This is a genomic window from Variovorax sp. LjRoot175, assembly GCF_964253805.1.
In the GTDB taxonomy this organism is placed as follows: Bacteria; Pseudomonadota; Gammaproteobacteria; order Burkholderiales; family Burkholderiaceae_C; genus Variovorax.
This window is the reverse complement of record NZ_CAXURY020000001.1, coordinates 3,918,545-3,934,460: the sequence shown is the minus strand read 5'-3', so window position 1 is coordinate 3,934,460 and position 15,916 is coordinate 3,918,545. Positions and strand designations below refer to the sequence as shown.

14 protein-coding genes are annotated in these 15,916 nt (G+C 65.6%); 5 read left to right on the top strand and 9 right to left on the bottom strand.

All coding sequences use genetic code 11. The annotated features are described in order from the left end of the window. Positions 1 to 39: 39 nt before the first annotated feature. The gene (locus tag ACSQ89_RS19495) at positions 40 to 876 is read right to left on the bottom strand and encodes an amidohydrolase family protein (RefSeq protein WP_436291123.1); all 837 of its coding nucleotides are present in this window, start codon (positions 874 to 876) and stop codon (positions 40 to 42) included. 12 nt (positions 877 to 888) lie between these two features. Next, positions 889 to 1,863, bottom strand: coding sequence for an aldo/keto reductase (locus ACSQ89_RS19490; RefSeq protein ID WP_436291037.1), 975 nt, complete (start codon positions 1,861 to 1,863; stop codon positions 889 to 891). A 52-nt stretch (positions 1,864 to 1,915) separates the two neighbouring features. Between ACSQ89_RS19490 and aroQ the strand changes: the two genes are divergently transcribed. Together aroQ and ACSQ89_RS19480 are read left to right on the top strand one after the other, a co-directional pair. Beyond that, a complete protein-coding gene (gene aroQ / locus ACSQ89_RS19485) occupies positions 1,916 to 2,371 on the top strand; it encodes a type II 3-dehydroquinate dehydratase (RefSeq protein ID WP_436291038.1) in 456 nt (151 codons plus the stop codon). Between the two features lie 6 nt (positions 2,372 to 2,377). Then, positions 2,378 to 3,019, top strand: a complete 642-nt coding sequence (locus tag ACSQ89_RS19480) for a DNA-3-methyladenine glycosylase I (RefSeq protein ID WP_436291039.1) — start codon at positions 2,378 to 2,380, stop codon at positions 3,017 to 3,019. Here the strand turns inward: ACSQ89_RS19480 and ACSQ89_RS19475 are convergent. The 5 genes from ACSQ89_RS19475 to ACSQ89_RS19455 form a co-directional block, all read right to left on the bottom strand. Further along, positions 3,012 to 4,529, bottom strand: a complete 1,518-nt coding sequence (locus tag ACSQ89_RS19475) for a SpoVR family protein (RefSeq protein WP_436291040.1) — start codon at positions 4,527 to 4,529, stop codon at positions 3,012 to 3,014. The genes ACSQ89_RS19480 and ACSQ89_RS19475 overlap by 8 nt on opposite strands. Continuing rightward, complete coding sequence (locus tag ACSQ89_RS19470; RefSeq protein ID WP_093103188.1) at positions 4,526 to 5,818, bottom strand: YeaH/YhbH family protein; 1,293 nt, start codon at positions 5,816 to 5,818, stop codon at positions 4,526 to 4,528. Before ACSQ89_RS19470 ends, ACSQ89_RS19475 begins: the two co-directional genes overlap by 4 nt. Positions 5,819 to 5,840: 22 nt before the next feature. Beyond that, positions 5,841 to 7,763, bottom strand: a complete 1,923-nt coding sequence (locus ACSQ89_RS19465; protein WP_093103189.1) for a PrkA family serine protein kinase — start codon at positions 7,761 to 7,763, stop codon at positions 5,841 to 5,843. A 423-nt stretch (positions 7,764 to 8,186) separates the two neighbouring features. Beyond that, positions 8,187 to 9,173 carry a tripartite tricarboxylate transporter substrate binding protein gene (locus ACSQ89_RS19460; RefSeq protein WP_436296347.1) on the bottom strand — a complete coding sequence of 329 codons (987 nt, stop codon included), beginning with the start codon at positions 9,171 to 9,173 and terminating at the stop codon, positions 8,187 to 8,189. 38 nt (positions 9,174 to 9,211) lie between these two features. Then, complete coding sequence (locus ACSQ89_RS19455) at positions 9,212 to 10,081, bottom strand: fumarylacetoacetate hydrolase family protein (RefSeq protein ID WP_093103192.1); 870 nt, start codon at positions 10,079 to 10,081, stop codon at positions 9,212 to 9,214. A 121-nt stretch (positions 10,082 to 10,202) separates the two neighbouring features. On the opposite strand from ACSQ89_RS19455, the gene ACSQ89_RS19450 reads away from it, so the two are divergent. From ACSQ89_RS19450 to ACSQ89_RS19440, 3 genes are all read left to right on the top strand, one after another. Beyond that, positions 10,203 to 10,874 (top strand): FadR/GntR family transcriptional regulator, encoded by a 672-nt coding sequence (locus ACSQ89_RS19450; protein WP_436291042.1) that lies wholly within the window; start codon positions 10,203 to 10,205, stop codon positions 10,872 to 10,874. 108 nt (positions 10,875 to 10,982) lie between these two features. Beyond that, positions 10,983 to 11,981, top strand: coding sequence for a tripartite tricarboxylate transporter substrate binding protein (locus tag ACSQ89_RS19445; RefSeq protein WP_436296346.1), 999 nt, complete (start codon positions 10,983 to 10,985; stop codon positions 11,979 to 11,981). After that, positions 11,978 to 12,667, top strand: coding sequence for a molybdate ABC transporter substrate-binding protein (locus ACSQ89_RS19440; RefSeq protein ID WP_436291044.1), 690 nt, complete (start codon positions 11,978 to 11,980; stop codon positions 12,665 to 12,667). Before ACSQ89_RS19445 ends, ACSQ89_RS19440 begins: the two co-directional genes overlap by 4 nt. A gap of 10 nt (positions 12,668 to 12,677) precedes the next feature. Here ACSQ89_RS19440 and dnaJ read toward each other — a convergent pair whose 3' ends face one another. Both dnaJ and dnaK read right to left on the bottom strand, forming a co-directional pair. After that, positions 12,678 to 13,811 (bottom strand): molecular chaperone DnaJ, encoded by a 1,134-nt coding sequence (gene dnaJ, locus ACSQ89_RS19435; RefSeq protein ID WP_093103197.1) that lies wholly within the window; start codon positions 13,809 to 13,811, stop codon positions 12,678 to 12,680. Between the two features lie 81 nt (positions 13,812 to 13,892). Next, positions 13,893 to 15,827, bottom strand: coding sequence for a molecular chaperone DnaK (dnaK, locus tag ACSQ89_RS19430; RefSeq protein WP_436291045.1), 1,935 nt, complete (start codon positions 15,825 to 15,827; stop codon positions 13,893 to 13,895). Between the last annotated feature and the right edge of the window lie 89 nt (positions 15,828 to 15,916).

Sequence of the window (15,916 nt, the reverse complement as noted above, 5' to 3'; positions counted from 1 at the left end):
AGCAGGAAGTGGAGAGGCGCGGAGGACGGTCCCCGCGCGTCACTTTATGCCATAGAAGCCCGCCGCGTTCGTGCCCCATACCTGCTCTTGTTCGGATGGCGGGAGGGCTTTGAGCAATTCCCTGGACACGGCCTCCCATTGCAGGTAGTCGCCTGCCAGCTCGAGCACGGGCCAGTCGCTTCCCCACATCAGGCGCGAGGGACCGAAGCAGGCCAGCAGGTGATCGACATAGGGACGCAACGCGTCTGCGTCCCAGCCCGGCCCCGCCTCCGTGGCGAGGCCCGAGAGCTTGCAGCACACCTGCGTCTGCTTGCCGAAACGCGCGATCTGCGTGGCCCAGGGCTCGAAGGCCCCACCAGCGATGTCGGGCTTGGCGGCGTGGTCGATGACCATGCGCAAATTCGGGTGCTGCAGCGCGAAAGCCAGTGCGGCGTCGAGCTGCTGCGGCTTGATCAGGAAGTCCAGGCTGAGATCCAGCTCGGTCATGGTCTCGATGGCAGGCTGCAACTGCGCGCCGAGGATCCAGTTCGGATCGGCGATGTCCTGCAGCATGGGGCGCAATCCCTTGAAGAGCGGCTCCTGCGCGAGGCGGCGGATGCGCTGCGGCGCGTCGGCCGCGTCCAGATCGGTCCAGCCGACGACCGCGCGCGCCCGGCTGGCGGGTTGTGCGGCCAGAGCCAGCAGCCGCCAAGTTTCTGCCTCGCTCGGCGCGGCCTGGATCAGCACCGTGCCGTCGATGCCCGCGCGGTCCAGGAGCGGTGCGAGGTCTTCGGGCGAGAAGTCGCGATAGAGCACGTGCAGCGCCGGCGTGTCCTGCAGCCAGCCGTAGTCACGATGCGCGAGCGACCAGTAATGCTGGTGGGCGTCGATGCGGATCGCCGCCATGGCTCAGTGTTCGCTGGCCAGCGCGTCCCACAGTGCCGCGGGAATGGGCGCCCGGCTGTGCGCCACGCTCTGCGTGATCTCCGCGGGGCTGCGCGCACCGACCACCACGGCGGCCGCGCAAGGGCAGGCCAGCGCGAACTGCAGCGCCGCGGCCGGCAGCGCAACGCCGAAGCCTGCGCAGATGCCGGCGAGGCGCTCGACGTGCTCGCGCACGGCGGGTGGCGCAGGCCGGTAGTCGAAGTGCGCATTGGACGTGCTGCCGCTCGCGAGGATGCCGGAGTTGAAGACGCCGGCCAGGATCAGGCGGACCTTGCGCGCGACGCACAGCGGAACCAATTCGCGCGCGGCCGAAGCATCGAGCAGGGTGTAGCGGCCGGCCAGCATCATGCAATCGAAGTCGCCCGCGGCCAGCGCATCGCGGCACACCTCCCACTCGTTGACGCCGATGCCGATCGCGCCGAGCACGCCTTCGGCGCGCAGGCGGTCGAGCGCGCGGTAGGCGCCTGTCATCGCTTCGCGAAAGCGCTCGGGCTGCTGCTCGCCATGGGTGTGGCGGTCGATGTCGTGGATGAAGGCGATGTCGATGCGCGCCAGGCCCAGGCGCTCCAGGCTCTCTTCGATCGATCGCATCGCGCCGTCGAAGCTGTAGTCGAAGTGCGGCGCGAACGGGAGGCCTTGCACATAGCCGTCGCGCTCCTCGGGCGCGGCCGGGTCGGGACGCAGCAGGCGGCCGACCTTGGTCGACAGTGCGAAGCTGTCGCGCGGCTGCTTCCCGAGCACGCGGCCCAGGCGCTGTTCGCTGAGGCCGTGGCCGTAGAGCGGGGCGGTGTCGAAGTAGCGCAGGCCCTGTCGCCAGGCTTCCTCGATGGTGCGCTCGGCGCTTTCGTCGTCGAGCGGTGCAAAGAGATTGCCCAGCGGCGCGCCGCCCAGACCCAGGCGCAGTGGGCCGGCGAGTCGTTCGAAAAGGGTGTCGTTCACGCCTGCATTCTCGGCGGTAGCTGCCCTGGCGAACACCTGCTACAAACGGGCCATGAAAAAGATCCTCGTCCTCAACGGTCCCAATCTCAACCTGCTCGGAACGCGCGAGCCCGCGCAGTACGGCTACGAAACCCTGGCCGACGTCGAGCGCATGTGCCAGGAGGCGGGCGCGAAGCTCGGCGTCGAGATCGAGTGCCGCCAATCGAACCACGAAGGCCAGCTGATCGACTGGATCCACGAGGCCGGTCGAGAGGTTGCCGCCGGCCGCATGTTCGGCGTGGTGATGAATCCCGGCGCCTACACCCACACCTCGATCGCGCTGCACGATGCGATCAAGGGCGCGAGCGTGCCGCTGGTCGAGCTGCACATCTCGAACGTGCATGCGCGCGAGGAATTTCGCCACCATTCCTACATCTCACCGGCGGCGCGCGGCATCATCGTCGGCTTCGGCGTCAAGGGCTATCCGCTCGCGATCGAAGCGCTGGTGCGCGTGAGCGAAGCGGCGTAGTCGCCGATGTCAGTGTCTCCGGGGCTTTTCGCCGGCGCCGACGGCACGCTGCGCTGCCGCTGGTGCGAATCCACGCCGGCCTACCAGCACTACCACGACAAGGAATGGGGCTTCCCGGTCACGGACGACCGGCGGTTGTTCGAGAAGCTGTGCCTCGAGGGTTTCCAGGCCGGGCTGAGTTGGCTCACCATCCTCAACAAGCGCGAAGCCTTCCGGCGCGGCTTCGCCGAGTTCGATGCCGAGCGCGTCGCGCGCTTCGGCCCCAAGGATGTGGAACGGCTGCTCGGCGATGCAGGCATTGTGCGGCACCGCGGCAAGATCGAGTCGGCCATCAACAACGCGCAACGCGTGCTGGAGCTGCGCGAGGAATTCGGTTCGCTGGCGGCCTACGCATGGGGCTTCGAGCCCGACCCGGCATCGCGGCTGCGCCGCATCACGCAGAAAGCCTTGCAGGCCATGAGCACGTCGCCCGAATCGGTGGCGATGTCGAAGGACCTGAAGAAGAGGGGCTGGAGCTTCGTCGGCCCGACGACGGTCTACGCCTTCATGCAGGCCATGGGGCTGGTCAACGACCACGTCGAGGATTGCCACGCGCGCGAACTGGCGCTGGCGGCGCGCGCGAAGCTTCGGATGCCGCGCCCTAGGTAGCTTGCGGGCCGGCCACTTTCCGGTGGTTCACCCGGCCCTGGCTGTCGACGCTCTCGAGATGCACGTCGAAGCCCCAGAGGCGGGCGACATGCTTGAGCACCTCCTGCGCATCGTCGTGCAGCGGGCGGTCGTTGTGCTGCGTGTGGCGCAGCGTGAGCGCGCGGTCGCCGCGCAGGTTGACGCTCCAGACCTGGATGTTGGGCTCGCGGTGGTTGAGGTCGTACTGGCGCGACAGCGATTCGCGCAGCTGGCGGTAGCCGCTGTCGTCGTGGATGGCCGACACCTCGAGCTCGGGCTCACCCTCCTTGTCGCGGATCGCGAAAAAGCGGAAGTCGCGCATCAATTTGGGCGAAAGGAATTGGCCGACGAAGCTCTCGTCCTTGAAATTGCGCATGGCGTAATCCAGCGATGTCAGCCACGGCGAGCCGGCCATGTCGGGGAACCAGCGCTTGTCTTCCTCGGTCGGGTTTTCGCAAATGCGCCGCAGGTCGGTGTACATCGCAAAACCCAGCGCATAGGGATTGATGCCGCTGTAGGCGCGGTGGCCGACCGGCGGCTGGAACACCACATTGGTGTGCGACTGCAGCCACTCCATCATGAAACCGTCGGCCAAAAGGCCTTCGTCGTACAGCGTATTGAGCAGGGTGTAGTGCCAGAAGGTGGCCCAGCCCTCGTTCATGACCTGCGTCTGGCGCTGCGGATAGAAGTACTGCCCGATTTTGCGCACGATACGCACCACTTCGCGTTGCCAGGGGTCCAACAATGGTGCATTTTTCTCGATGAAATAGAGCAGGTTCTCCTGTGGCTCGGACGGAAAGCGCTTGGCGGCCTCTTCGTCCTCGGCGCTGCGCCCGCTTTTCCGGGGCAGGGTGCGCCAGAGGTCGTTGACCTGCTGCTGGAGATGGTGCTCGCGTTCCTCGCGGCGCACCTGTTCCTGGTTCAGCGACAGTTTCTGCGGGCGGCGATAGCGGTCCACGCCATGGTTCATCAGCGCGTGGCAGGAGTCGAGCAGGTCTTCGACGGCCGCCACGCCATGGCGCTCCTCGCATTCGCTGATGTAGTTCCTGGCGTAGACCAGGTAGTCGATGATGGACGAGGCGTCCGTCCACATCTTGAAGAGGTAGTTGCCCTTGAAGAAGCTGTTGTGGCCGTAGGCGGCATGGGCGATCACCAGGGCCTGCATCGCCATGGTGTTCTCTTCCATCAGGTAGGCGATGCAGGGGTCGGAGTTGATGACGATTTCATAGGCCAGGCCCATGTGGCCGCGACGGTAGTTCTTTTCGGTCGAGATGAACTGCTTGCCGTAGGACCAGTGGCGGTAGATGACCGGCATGCCCACCGAGGCGTAGGCGTCCATCATCTGCTCGGCCGTGATGATCTCGAGCTGGTTGGCGTAGGTGTCGAGCTTGTAACCGCGCGCCACGCGGGCGATCTCGCCGTGGTAGCGCTCGATCAGTTCGAAGGTCCAGTCCGAGGGGCTGGGCAGGGGCTCTCGTTTCTTTGCGTTCACGCCGGCACCCCCTCTTTCTTGAACAGGTCGCGGAACACCGGGTAGATGTCCTGCGCATCGGCCACCTTGCGCATCGCGAAGTTCTTGTGGGTTTCAACCAGCTGGCTGTATTCCTCCCACATGTTCTGCTCGGCGTCGGCGACCTGCACGTAGGCGTAGTAGCGCACCAGCGGCAGCAGATGATCGGTCAGCAGCTCGCGGCAGCGGCCGCTGTCCTGGTGCCAGTTGTCGCCGTCGCTGGCCTGGGCGCCGTAGATGTTCCATTCGTTGCTCGGGAACCGCGCGCGGACGATCTCGTGCATCAGCGTCAGCGCGCTGGAAACCACGGTGCCGCCGGTTTCGGTGGCATGGAAGAACTCCTCTTCGCTCACCTCGCTGGCCTGGGTGTGGTGGCGGATGAACACCAGTTCGATCTTCTCGTAGTGCCGGGTCAGGAACAGGTACAGCAGCATGAAGAAGCGCTTCGACATGTCCTTGCGCGCTTCGTCCATCGAGCCCGACACGTCCATCAGGCAGAACATCACCGCCTTGGCCGAGGGCACCGGCACCCTGACGCGGTTGCGGTAGCGCAGGTCGATCGGGTCCAGGTAGGGCACGTGCTTGGCCTTGGCGCGAAGCTCCTCGAGCAGGGCTTCGGTTTCGCGGATCTCGCGCTGCACCAGCGCATCCGCCGCGCGCGGGCTGCGCTTGAGGTGCAGCAGGTGCGCCTCGAGTTCGCGGATCTCGCGCCGCGGGGCGCCGCCGAGCGCGATGCGCCGCGCCAGCGCGCCGCGCATGGAGCGCACGACGTGCAGGTTGGTGGGCATGCCGTCGCTGGTGAAGCCGGCGCGGTGGGTCTTCCATTCCGGCACCTCGGCCAGCTGGGTGCGGATCAGGTGGGGCAGGGCGAGGTCCTCGAAGAAGACCCGCATGAACTCTTCCTTGGTGAGGCGGAAGACGAAGTCGTCTTCGCCGCCTTCGCCATCGCCGGCCTGCGAGCCGCTGCCCGCGCCGCCGCCGCCCTGCTGCGGCCGCTCGATGCGGTCGCCCTTGACGTACTCGCGATTGCCGGGATGCACGTACTCGCGGTCGCCGCCCTGGCCATGGCCGAACACTGGCTCGGAGACATCGCGCTTGGGCAAGGTGATGTCCTCGCCCTGTTCGAGATCGCGAATGCTGCGGCCGCTGACGGCGCGCCGCACGGCTTCGCCGATCTGCTCGCGATAACGCCGCAGGAAACGCTCGCGGTTGCCGATGGACTTGTTCTTCCCCGACAGACGGCGGTCGATGATCTGCTGCAGCATGGCCACGGCAGGAACTCCTTTCAGCTCATCATGAGCTCTTGCGAACGCGCAGATACCACTCGCACAACAGGCGGACCTGCTTGGCGGTGTAACCCTTCTGCACCATGCGGTTGACGAAATCCTCGTGCTTCTTCAGCTCGTCGGCACTGCTCTTGGCATTGAAGCTGATGACGGGCAGGAGCTCTTCGGTGTTGGAGAACATCTTCTTCTCGATCACCGTGCGCAGCTTCTCGTAGCTGGTCCATAGCGGGTTTTTGCCCGCGTTGCCGGCGCGCGCGCGCAGCACGAAGTTGACGATCTCGTTGCGGAAGTCCTTGGGATTGCTGATGCCCGCGGGCTTTTCGATCTTCTCGAGCTCGGCGTTGAGCGAGCCGCGGTCGAAGACTTCGCCGGTGTCCTGGTCGCGGTACTCCTGGTCCTGGATCCAGTAGTCGGCGTAGGTCACGTAGCGATCGAAGATGTTCTGGCCGTACTCGGAGTAGCTTTCCAGGTAGGCGGTCTGGATCTCCTTGCCGATGAACTCCGCATAGCGCGGCGCCATCAGCTCCTTGATGTAGGAGAGGTACTTCTGCTCGGTCTCGGGCGCGAACTGCTCGCGCTCGATCTGCTGTTCGAGCACATACATGAGGTGCACCGGATTGGCGGCAACCTCGCTGCTGTCGAAGTTGAAGACCTTGGAGATGATCTTGAACGCGAAGCGGGTCGATACGCCGCTCATGCCCTCGTCGACGCCGGCGTAGTCGCGGTACTCCTGGATCGACTTGGCCTTGGGATCGGTGTCCTTGAGGTTGTCGCCGTCGTAGACCTGCATCTTGCTGAAGATGCTGGAGTTCTCCGGCTCCTTGAGCCGCGTCAACACCGAGAACTGGGCCATCATGCGCATCGTTCCGGGCGCGCAGGGCGCCAGCGAGAGCGAGGAGTTGCGCACCAGCTTCTCGTAGATCTTGATCTCTTCGGAGACGCGCAGGCAGTACGGCACCTTGACGATGTAGATTCGGTCGAGGAAAGCCTCGTTGTTCTTGTTGTTGCGGAAGGCCTTCCATTCGCTTTCGTTGCTGTGGGCCAGCACGATGCCGTCGAAGGGAATGGCGCCGAAGCCTTCGGTGCCCTTGAAGTTGCCTTCCTGCGTGGCGGTCAGGAGCGGATGCAGCACCTTGATGGGCGCCTTGAACATCTCGACGAATTCCAGCAGGCCCTGGTTGGCCAGGCACAGGCCGCCGGAGTAGGCGTAGGCGTCGGGGTCGTCCTGCGCGAAGGTCTCGAGCTTGCGGATGTCGATCTTGCCGACCAGCGAGGAGATGTCCTGGTTGTTCTCGTCGCCCGGCTCGGTCTTGGCCACGGCGATCTGCCGCAGCACCGAGGGATAGCGCTTGACGATCTGGAACTGCCGGATGTCGCCGCCGTACTCCTCGAGCCGCTTCACGGCCCAGGGCGACAGGATGCGCTGCAGGTAGCGGCGCGGGATGCCGTATTCCTTCTCGAGGATCTCCCCGTCTTCCGCGGCGTCGAAGAGACCGAGCGGCGACTCGTTGACCGGCGATCCCTTGATCGAATAGAAGGGCACCTGCTCCATCAGCTGCTTCAAGCGCTCCGCGATCGAGCTCTTGCCCCCGCCGACGGGACCGAGCAGGTAGAGGATCTGTTTCTTCTCTTCCAGGCCCTGTGCGGCGTGCCGGAAGTACGAGACCACCTGCTCGATTGCATCTTCCATGCCATAGAACTCCCTGAACGCAGGGTAGATCTTGATGACCTTGTTGGCGAAGATGCGCGACAGGCGCGGGTCGTTGCGCGTGTCGACCAACTCGGGTTCCCCGATCGCCTGGAGCATGCGCTCGGCGGCCGTCGCGTAAGCCCCGGGCTCGCGCTTGCAGATCTCAAGATATTCCTGCAGGGACAGGACCTCTTCGCGGGTCCGCTCGTAGCGGGCGGCGAAGTTACTGACGACATCCATAGACACCTCCATCGAGTCAGCGGGGCGCTGCCCGGAGTTTCCGTGCTGCACACGTTGCATCGTTCGCAGGAATGGTGCCAGGTATGGTGTGCACGCTTCGGATTCACTCCTCAAGCAGGAACTTGGTCAAAGCATAGAACAAAGAGCGCGTCCAGCAAATTGCTTTTCAAATAAGAATTGGCGCGTTGTTTAAAAGTTCCAACAAGAAACCGGAAGCATTAGTCAGATCGACCGAAAAATGTGTGACGCGCGAAGTCAGCCCCGGGGCAGGCTCTTCGTCGATCGTGCACGCAGGTTCTTTTCACATGCCTTGAAACAGCAGTCGGGATACAACGCCCCGCCCTTGGTTATAGGCTACGCGCGACGTGAAAGCATCAGTAGTAGGCCGGTTGCTCGAACGGCCGCGAGGAAAACCGCCTGCCGCTACTCGACCTTGCCGATCTTCCGGACGGCCTCGGTCATCATGGCGGCATCGGCGTTCCAGTACGACTGGAACTCCGGAGCGTCGAGGTAGGCGATGGGACTGCCCGCCTTCTCGATGACCTGCGCCACCGCCGGGTCCGCGGCGGCCTTGGCCGAGGCCGCGCGCAGCCGCCGCACGATGTCGTCCGGCGTGGCGGCGGGAACGAAAAGTCCCGACCACTGCGCGAACTTCACCCTGAACCCCGACTGCTCGAAGCTCGGTATCTCGGGCAGCGCAGCCAACGGGCGCTCGCCCCAGTGCGCGAGTGCGCGCAGCTTGCCGGCCTTGATCTGCTGGACCACGGTCGACGGTCCGCTCGCGACCGCATCGACCTGCCCCGCGAGCAGCGCGACCACGGCGGGCCCCGCGCCGGTGTAGGGGATGTGGGTCATGCGAAAGCCGGCCGCATTCTTCAGCATCTCCATCGGCACGTGCATCGTGCCGTAGTTGCCCGAGCTGCCGTAGTTGTAAGCGCCGGGCTTGGCGCGCGCGTCGGCGATGAACTCCGCCAGCGTCTTCCACGGCGCGTCCGCGCGCACGACCAGGACCGTCGGATCGGCGGTGAAGCGCGCGATCGGCTTGAACTGGCTCGTCTGGTAGGCAGGCTTGCGCTCGAGGATGGCGTCGGCCTCCGGCAGGATGGAGATCGAGGACAGGCTCAGCAGCACGGTGTAGCCGTCGGCTGGTGCGCGGGCCGCGAAGCCGATCCCTACCGCGCCGCCTGCGCCGGCCTTGTTCTCGACGATCACGGATTGTTTCAGTTCGCGCGACAAGGCCTCGGCCACGGGCCGTGCCACCGTGTCCGCAACGCCGCCCGGCGGAAAAGGCACGACCATCGTGATCGGCTTGTCGGGCCAGCCTGGCTGCGCGATCGCCGCCATGGCCGTGGCGCAGCAGGCGGCCGCAAGGAACGCGGCGCGCAGCAGCGCGTGTGGGTATGCATGCATGAGCTTGTCTCCATTTGTTGTAATGGGTACGTCCGCTTTCAGGCGAAGCGGTTTTCCAGCGTGCCGAGCCCGTCGATCTCGATGCGTACCGTGTCGCCTGCCTTCAGGTACTGCGGCGGCGACAGTCCCATGCCGACGCCGGCCGGCGTGCCGGTGGCGATCACGTCGCCGGGATACAGGGAGATGCCGCGCGAACAAGTCTCGATCAGCGATGGAATGTCGAAGATGAAGTCGGTGGTCCGCGCATCCTGGCGGAGCTCGCCGTTGACCCAGCAGCGCACGCGGGTGCGCGTGCCGTCCAGCGTGTCGGCGCTCACGATCCAGGGCCCCATGGGGCAGAAGGTGTCGAAAGACTTGCCCAGGTCCCATTGCTGGTGGCGCATCTGCACGTCGCGCGCGGTGACATCGTTGACGATGGTGTAACCGAACACGTGCGACAGCGCCTCGTCGCGCGCGATGTTGCGGCCGCCCTTGCCGATGACCACGGCCAGCTCGGCTTCGTAATCGATCTGCGCCGACACCGACTCGCCCGGCAGCCGGACCTCGTCCTCTGGCCCGATCACGCATTCCGGCACCTTGGTGAACACGATCGGCCAGGCATCGGCCTTGGCCGTGTTGTTCCTGAAGACCGAGCCCGACAGCTCCTGGGCGTGCGCGTGGTAGTTGCGTCCCACGCAGAAGATGTTGCGGCGCGGCAGAGGCAGGGGGGCTTGGAGCCTTACTTTGCTCAGAGCAAGCGGCGCACCCGCAGGAGGCAAGGCCGCGCCGGAGGCTCGGTCTTCGATCAGGGACAGTGCGCCGCGTTGCACTTGGGCGTCGCTGAGTTCGAGCGGACTGACAGTCGCTCCGTCTTCCGAGACCAGGCCGACCTGGCGCCGGCCTTGATATTGATAGGTGGCAATGCGCAAAATGATCTCCTTATGGAGACCAAATGCTACCAATCGAGTACCAAGTGCACAATAGCGACGCGCGCGCCGCGGTTGATACGATCGGCGCACTCCTCCATTTCATCCACCCAGCTTCGCGACCGTGTACAGCGCCCTGACCCTGCGGGAAGCCATTCTCGAAAACCTGAAATCGCGCACCTGGCGAGCCGGCCATCGCCTGCCGACCGAGCGCGAACTGTGCGGGCAGTTCGGGCTCAGCCGCGGGGCGGTGCGCCGCGTGCTGGCGGACCTGAAGGGGCGGGGCTTGATCACCCAGACGGTGGGCAGCGGGACCTATGTCAGCGAAGCGGTTGCGCAGGCGCTCGCGGAGCTCAGCCATGGCGAGTCGCCGCTCGCGACCAGTCCTGCCGAACTGATGAGCGCGCGCCTGGTGCTCGAGCCCGCGATCATCGCGATGGTGGTCGGCAATGCCACGGCCGCCGATTTCGCCCGGATGGAAGAGTGCTGCGACAGGGGCGAGGCGGCCGCGAGCCTCGAGGAATTCGAGCTATGGGACGGCAGGCTGCACGAGGCCATCGCCGGCGCAGCCCACAACGCCTTCATCTCGGCCGTGTTCCAGCGCATGAACGAGGTGCGCGCGCAAAGCGAGTGGGGGATGCTCAAGCGCCGCAGCGCGACGCCGGAGCGTCGGCTCGACTACCAGCGCGAGCATCGCGAGCTGGTCGCCGCGCTCAAGGACCGCGACGGCGCGCGCGCCGTGCAGCTCTGCCTGGAGCACCTGACGCACGTGCGTCGCAACCTGCTGGGGTACTGAGGGCCCGGACAAACCCGGCCTCGCATTGACCCGCTCGCCGGCGGCCGCTATTCTGGTTTTCAATTGGCACTGTCTTGTACCAATTCGTACCAATCCTTGGAGAAGGCCGTGAAAAGACTTGCCGCAGGCTGGTTGTTCAAGAAGACGGTCTGGAAGTACGTCGCCGCGGCACTGCTCCTCGTGATCGCGCCGTGGACAGCGGCCCAGGATTACCCCTCGCGCCCCGTGCGCATCGTCGTTCCCTTCGCTGCCGGCGGGCCCGCCGACGTTTACGCGCGCTTCGTCGCCACGCGGCTCCAGGAAGCGCTCGGCCAGGGTTTCGTGGTGGACAACCGGCCCGGTGCGGGCTCGGTGATCGGCACCGATGCCGTGGCCAAGAGCCCGGCGGACGGCTACACGCTGCTGTTGATGTCCAACGCGCACACGGTCAACGAGTCGCTGATCCCGAACAAGCCCTTTCAGCTGATGCGCGACTTCCTGCCGGTTGCGGCGCTCAACTATTCCGACCTCGTGCTCGTCACCCGCAGCGGCTTGCCGGTGAACGATCTGGCCCAGCTGATCGCGCTGGCGAAGTCGAAGCCCGGTGCCTTGTCCTATGCGTCGTCGGGGCCCGGGACGCCGTATCACATGGCCGGCGAACTCTTCAAGGCGATGGCCGGTGTGTCGATCCTGCACATTCCCTACCGCGGTAGCGCCGGCGCGCGCACCGATGTGCTGGGCGGCCAGGTCGACATGATGTTCGACGCCGTGCCGACGATGGTGGAGCATGCGCGCGCCGGCAAGGTGAAGGCGATCGCCACCACGGGGTTGACGCGCTCCGCCGTGACGCCCGAAGTACCGACCGTCGCCGAGGCCGGCGTTCCGCGGTACGAGGCGACCATCTGGCTCGGCCTGATGGCACCCCGGGGCACGCCTGCAGCCGTCGTCGATCGGCTGAATGCCGAGGTCGTGAAGATCGTGTCCAACCCCGAGGTCGTGCGCGCGTGGAAGGCGCAGGGTGCGACGCCGATGGCCATGAAGCCGGCGGAGTTCACCCGCTACATGAACGAAGACATCGAGAAATGGGCCCGCATCGTGAAGATCTCCGGCGCCAAGGCCGACCAATGAACCTTCTTTGCGCGGGCGCCGCGCAGGGCCTGGTCAAGGCCTTGCAGGATGCGTTTTTCGAGGCCACGGGCGAAAAGGTGGAAGGCCGTTTCGGCGCCGTCGGTGCGATGAAGGAGGCGCTGCTGGCGGGCGAGCCCTGCGACGTGATGATCGTCACCGCGTCGATGGTCGTGGCACTGCAGGCCGATGGCCGGCTGGTGCCGGGCAGCGAAGCGGCGCTGGGGCGCGTGCGCACCGGCGTCGCCGCGCGAAGCGGCGAGCCGCTGCCCGCCATCGCGACGCCCGAGGCGCTGAAGGCCAGCCTGCTCGCGGCCACCGCCATCTATTTCCCCGACGCCGAGCGCTCGACCGCGGGCGTCCATTTCGCCTCGGTGCTGGCCAGGCTGGGGATCGCGGACATCGTGTCACCGCGCCTTCGCACCTTCCCGAACGGCGCGACGGCGATGCGCGAACTGGCTGCGGCGCCGGAGCCGGGCGCCATCGGCTGCACGCAGATCACGGAGATCAACTACACGCCCGGGATCGCGCTGGTGGGCGCCTTGCCCGAAGCCTTCGAACTCGCGACCGTCTACACCGCGGCGGCGAGCGTCAACGCCGTTGAGCCCGAGTCGGCCCGGCGCTTCATCGAATGGATCGCGGGGCCCCGCTCGCGCGCGCTGCGGGAGCAGGGCGGCTTCGAACCTTAGGCTCGAGCCGTCAGCTGAAGAACTCCTTGGCCTTGTCGAACCAGCCCTTGTCGGTTGGGCTGTGCTTGTCGCCGCCCTTCTTGAGCGATTCGTCGAGTTCTTTCAGCAACTTGCGCTGGTGCTCGGTGAGCTTGACCGGCGTCTCCACGCGGATGTGGCAGTAGAGGTCGCCCGGGTAGCTGGAGCGCACGCCCTTGACACCCTTACCGCGCAGGCGGAACTGCTTGCCGCTCTGCGTGCCGTCGGGGATGTCGATGGCGGCCGCGCCCTTGAGCGTGGGCACGTTGATCTCGCCGCCGAGCGCGGCGGTGGTGATGCTGACCGGCACGACGCAGTGCAGGTCGTCGCCGTCGCGCTCGAACAGTTCGTGCTTCTTGAGCCGGATCTCAATATAGAGGTCGCCGGGCGGCCCGCCGTTGGTGCCGGGCTCGCCGTTGCCGGTGCTGCGGATGCGCATGCCGTCGTCGATACCGGCCGGGATCTTGACCTCGAGCGTCTTGTTGTTCTTGATCTTTCCCTGGCCATGGCAGGTGGTGCAGGGCTCGGGAATGATCTTGCCGGTGCCGTGGCAGGTCGGGCAGGTCTGCTGCACGCTGAAGAAACCCTGGCGCATCTGCACCGCGCCCTGGCCGTGGCAGGTGGTGCAGGTGATGGGCTTGGTGCCGGGCTTGGCGCCCGTGCCCTTGCAGGTGCCGCAGTCGTCCCAGCTCGGGATGCGGATCTGCGCTTCCTTGCCTTCGGCCGCTTCCTCGAGCGTGACTTCCATCGCGTAGCTCAGGTCGCTGCCGCGGAACACCTGGCGCCCGCCCTGGCGGCCGCCGCGGCCGCCGAACACGTCGCCGAAGATGTCGCCGAAGGCTTCCGCGAAGCCGCCAAAGCCTTCCGCGCCCGGTCCGCCGCGCATGTTGGGGTCGACGCCCGCATGGCCGTACTGGTCGTAGGCGGCGCGCTTCTGCGCGTCCGACAGCATCTCGTAGGCTTCCTTGACCTCCTTGAACTTGGCCTCGGCTTCCTTGCCGGTGTCGCCATGGTTGCGGTCGGGATGGTGCTTCATCGCGAGCTTGCGATAAGCCTTCTTGATTTCTTCCTCGCTGGCGTTCTTCGGGACGCCGAGGGTTTCGTAGTAGTCGCGTTTGGTGGCCATGGTCGGTGGGCTTGGGGGCGAAAACGGAAAAAGGCCGGACCGCCTTGTCAGGAGATCCAGCCTTGCATCAGGGTCGAAAAATCAACCCTTCTTGACTTCCTTGACCTCGGCGTCGACCACGTTGTCGTCGGCCGGAGCGCTTGCAGCTTCCGGGCCAGCGCCCGCCGCGCCGCCCGCGGCCCCGGCGGCCGCCTGGGCGTCGGCGTACATTTTCTCGCCGAGCTTCTGGCTGGCCGTCATCAGCGTGTTGGTCTTTTCCTCGATCACTGCCTTGTCGTCGCCCTTCAGGACTTCTTCCAGCTCCTTGATGGCGGTCTCGATCTTTTCCTTCTCGCCGGCATCCAGGCTCGCGCCGTGTTCGCCGAGCGACTTCTTCACGCTGTGCGCCATCGCTTCGCCCTGGTTGCGGGCCTGGGCGAGCTCGACCTTCTTCTTGTCCTCGGCCGCGTTGAGCTCGGCGTCCTTCACCATCTTCTGGATCTCGTCCTCGGAGAGGCCCGAGTTCGCCTTGATGGTGATCTTGTTTTCCTTGCCGGTGCCCTTGTCCTTGGCGCCGACGTGCAGGATGCCGTTGGCATCGATGTCGAAGCTCACCTCGATCTGCGGCGTGCCGCGCGCGGCCGGCGGAATGCCTTCGAGGTTGAATTCGCCGAGCAGCTTGTTGCCCGAGGCGATCTCGCGTTCGCCCTGGAACACCTTGATCGTCACGGCCGGCTGGTTGTCTTCCGCGGTCGAGAAGGTCTGCGCGAACTTGGTCGGGATCGTGGTGTTCTTCGTGATCATCTTGGTCATCACGCCGCCCATGGTCTCGATGCCGAGCGACAGCGGGGTCACGTCGAGCAAGAGCACGTCCTTGCGGTCGCCCGAGAGCACCTGGCCCTGGATCGCGGCGCCGACGGCCACGGCCTCGTCGGGGTTCACGTCCTTGCGCGGCTCCTTGCCGAAGAATTCCTTCACCTTCTCCTGCACCTTGGGCATGCGGGTCATGCCGCCGACCAGGATCACGTCGCTGATGTCGTTCACGCTGACGCCGGCATCCTTGATGGCGGTGCGGCAGGGCGCGATGGTGCGCTCGATCAGCTCTTCGACCAGCGATTCGAACTTGGCGCGCGTGAGCTTGATGTTCAGATGCTTCGGGCCCGAGGCATCGGCCGTGATGTAGGGCAGGTTGATGTCAGTCTGCGCGCTGTTCGAGAGTTCGATCTTGGCCTTCTCGGCCGCTTCCTTCAGGCGCTGCAGCGCGAGCACGTCCTTGCTGAGGTCGACGCCCTGGTCCTTCTTGAACTCGCCGATGATGTAGTCGATCACGCGCTGGTCGAAGTCCTCGCCGCCGAGGAAGGTGTCGCCGTTGGTCGACAGCACTTCGAACTGCTTCTCGCCGTCGACATCGGCGATCTCGATGATCGAGATGTCGAAGGTGCCGCCGCCCAGGTCGTACACGGCGATCTTGCGGTCGGCCTTGTCCTGCTTGTCGAGGCCGAAGGCGAGGGCCGCCGCGGTCGGCTCGTTGATGATGCGCTTCACGTCCAGCCCGGCGATGCGGCCGGCATCCTTGGTGGCCTGGCGCTGGCTGTCGTTGAAGTAGGCGGGGACGGTGATCACGGCCTCGGTGACGGGCTCGCCGAGGTAGTCTTCGGCGGTCTTCTTCATCTTGCGCAGGATTTCCGCGCTGATCTGCTGGGGAGCGAGCTTCTTGCCGCGCACTTCGACCCAGGCATCGCCGTTGTCGGCCTTGGTGATCGTGTAGGGCATCAGGTCGATGTCCTTCTGCACTTCCTTTTCCTCGAACTTGCGGCCGATCAGGCGCTTGACGGCGTAGATCGTGTTCTTGGGGTTGGTGACGGCCTGGCGCTTGGCCGAGGCGCCGACCAGCACTTCGCCGTCTTCCTGGTACGCAACGATCGACGGCGTGGTGCGCGCGCCTTCCGAGTTCTCGATCACGCGGGTCGTGTTGCCTTCCATGATCGACACGCACGAGTTGGTGGTGCCGAGGTCGATGCCGATGATTTTGGCCATGATGTTGTTGCTCCTGAAAGCGAAAAATATGTTGTTGTGAACTTGTGGATAACCCGGCTCGATTCAAGGGACGGAGCGGGGATTTCCTG

Excerpts from the sequence above, each read along its gene's own strand:
- dnaJ (WP_093103197.1), bottom strand. The coding sequence starts at position 13,811 with ATGGCCACCAAACGCGACTACTACGAAACCCTCGGCGTCCCGAAGAAC.
- ACSQ89_RS19460 (WP_436296347.1), bottom strand. The coding sequence starts at position 9,173 with ATGCATGCATACCCACACGCGCTGCTGCGCGCCGCGTTCCTTGCGGCC.
- ACSQ89_RS19465 (WP_093103189.1), bottom strand. The coding sequence starts at position 7,763 with ATGGATGTCGTCAGTAACTTCGCCGCCCGCTACGAGCGGACCCGCGAA.
- ACSQ89_RS19440 (WP_436291044.1), top strand. The coding sequence starts at position 11,978 with ATGAACCTTCTTTGCGCGGGCGCCGCGCAGGGCCTGGTCAAGGCCTTG.
- aroQ (WP_436291038.1), top strand. The coding sequence starts at position 1,916 with ATGAAAAAGATCCTCGTCCTCAACGGTCCCAATCTCAACCTGCTCGGA.
- ACSQ89_RS19480 (WP_436291039.1), top strand. The coding sequence starts at position 2,378 with ATGTCAGTGTCTCCGGGGCTTTTCGCCGGCGCCGACGGCACGCTGCGC.
- dnaK (WP_436291045.1), bottom strand. The coding sequence starts at position 15,827 with ATGGCCAAAATCATCGGCATCGACCTCGGCACCACCAACTCGTGCGTG.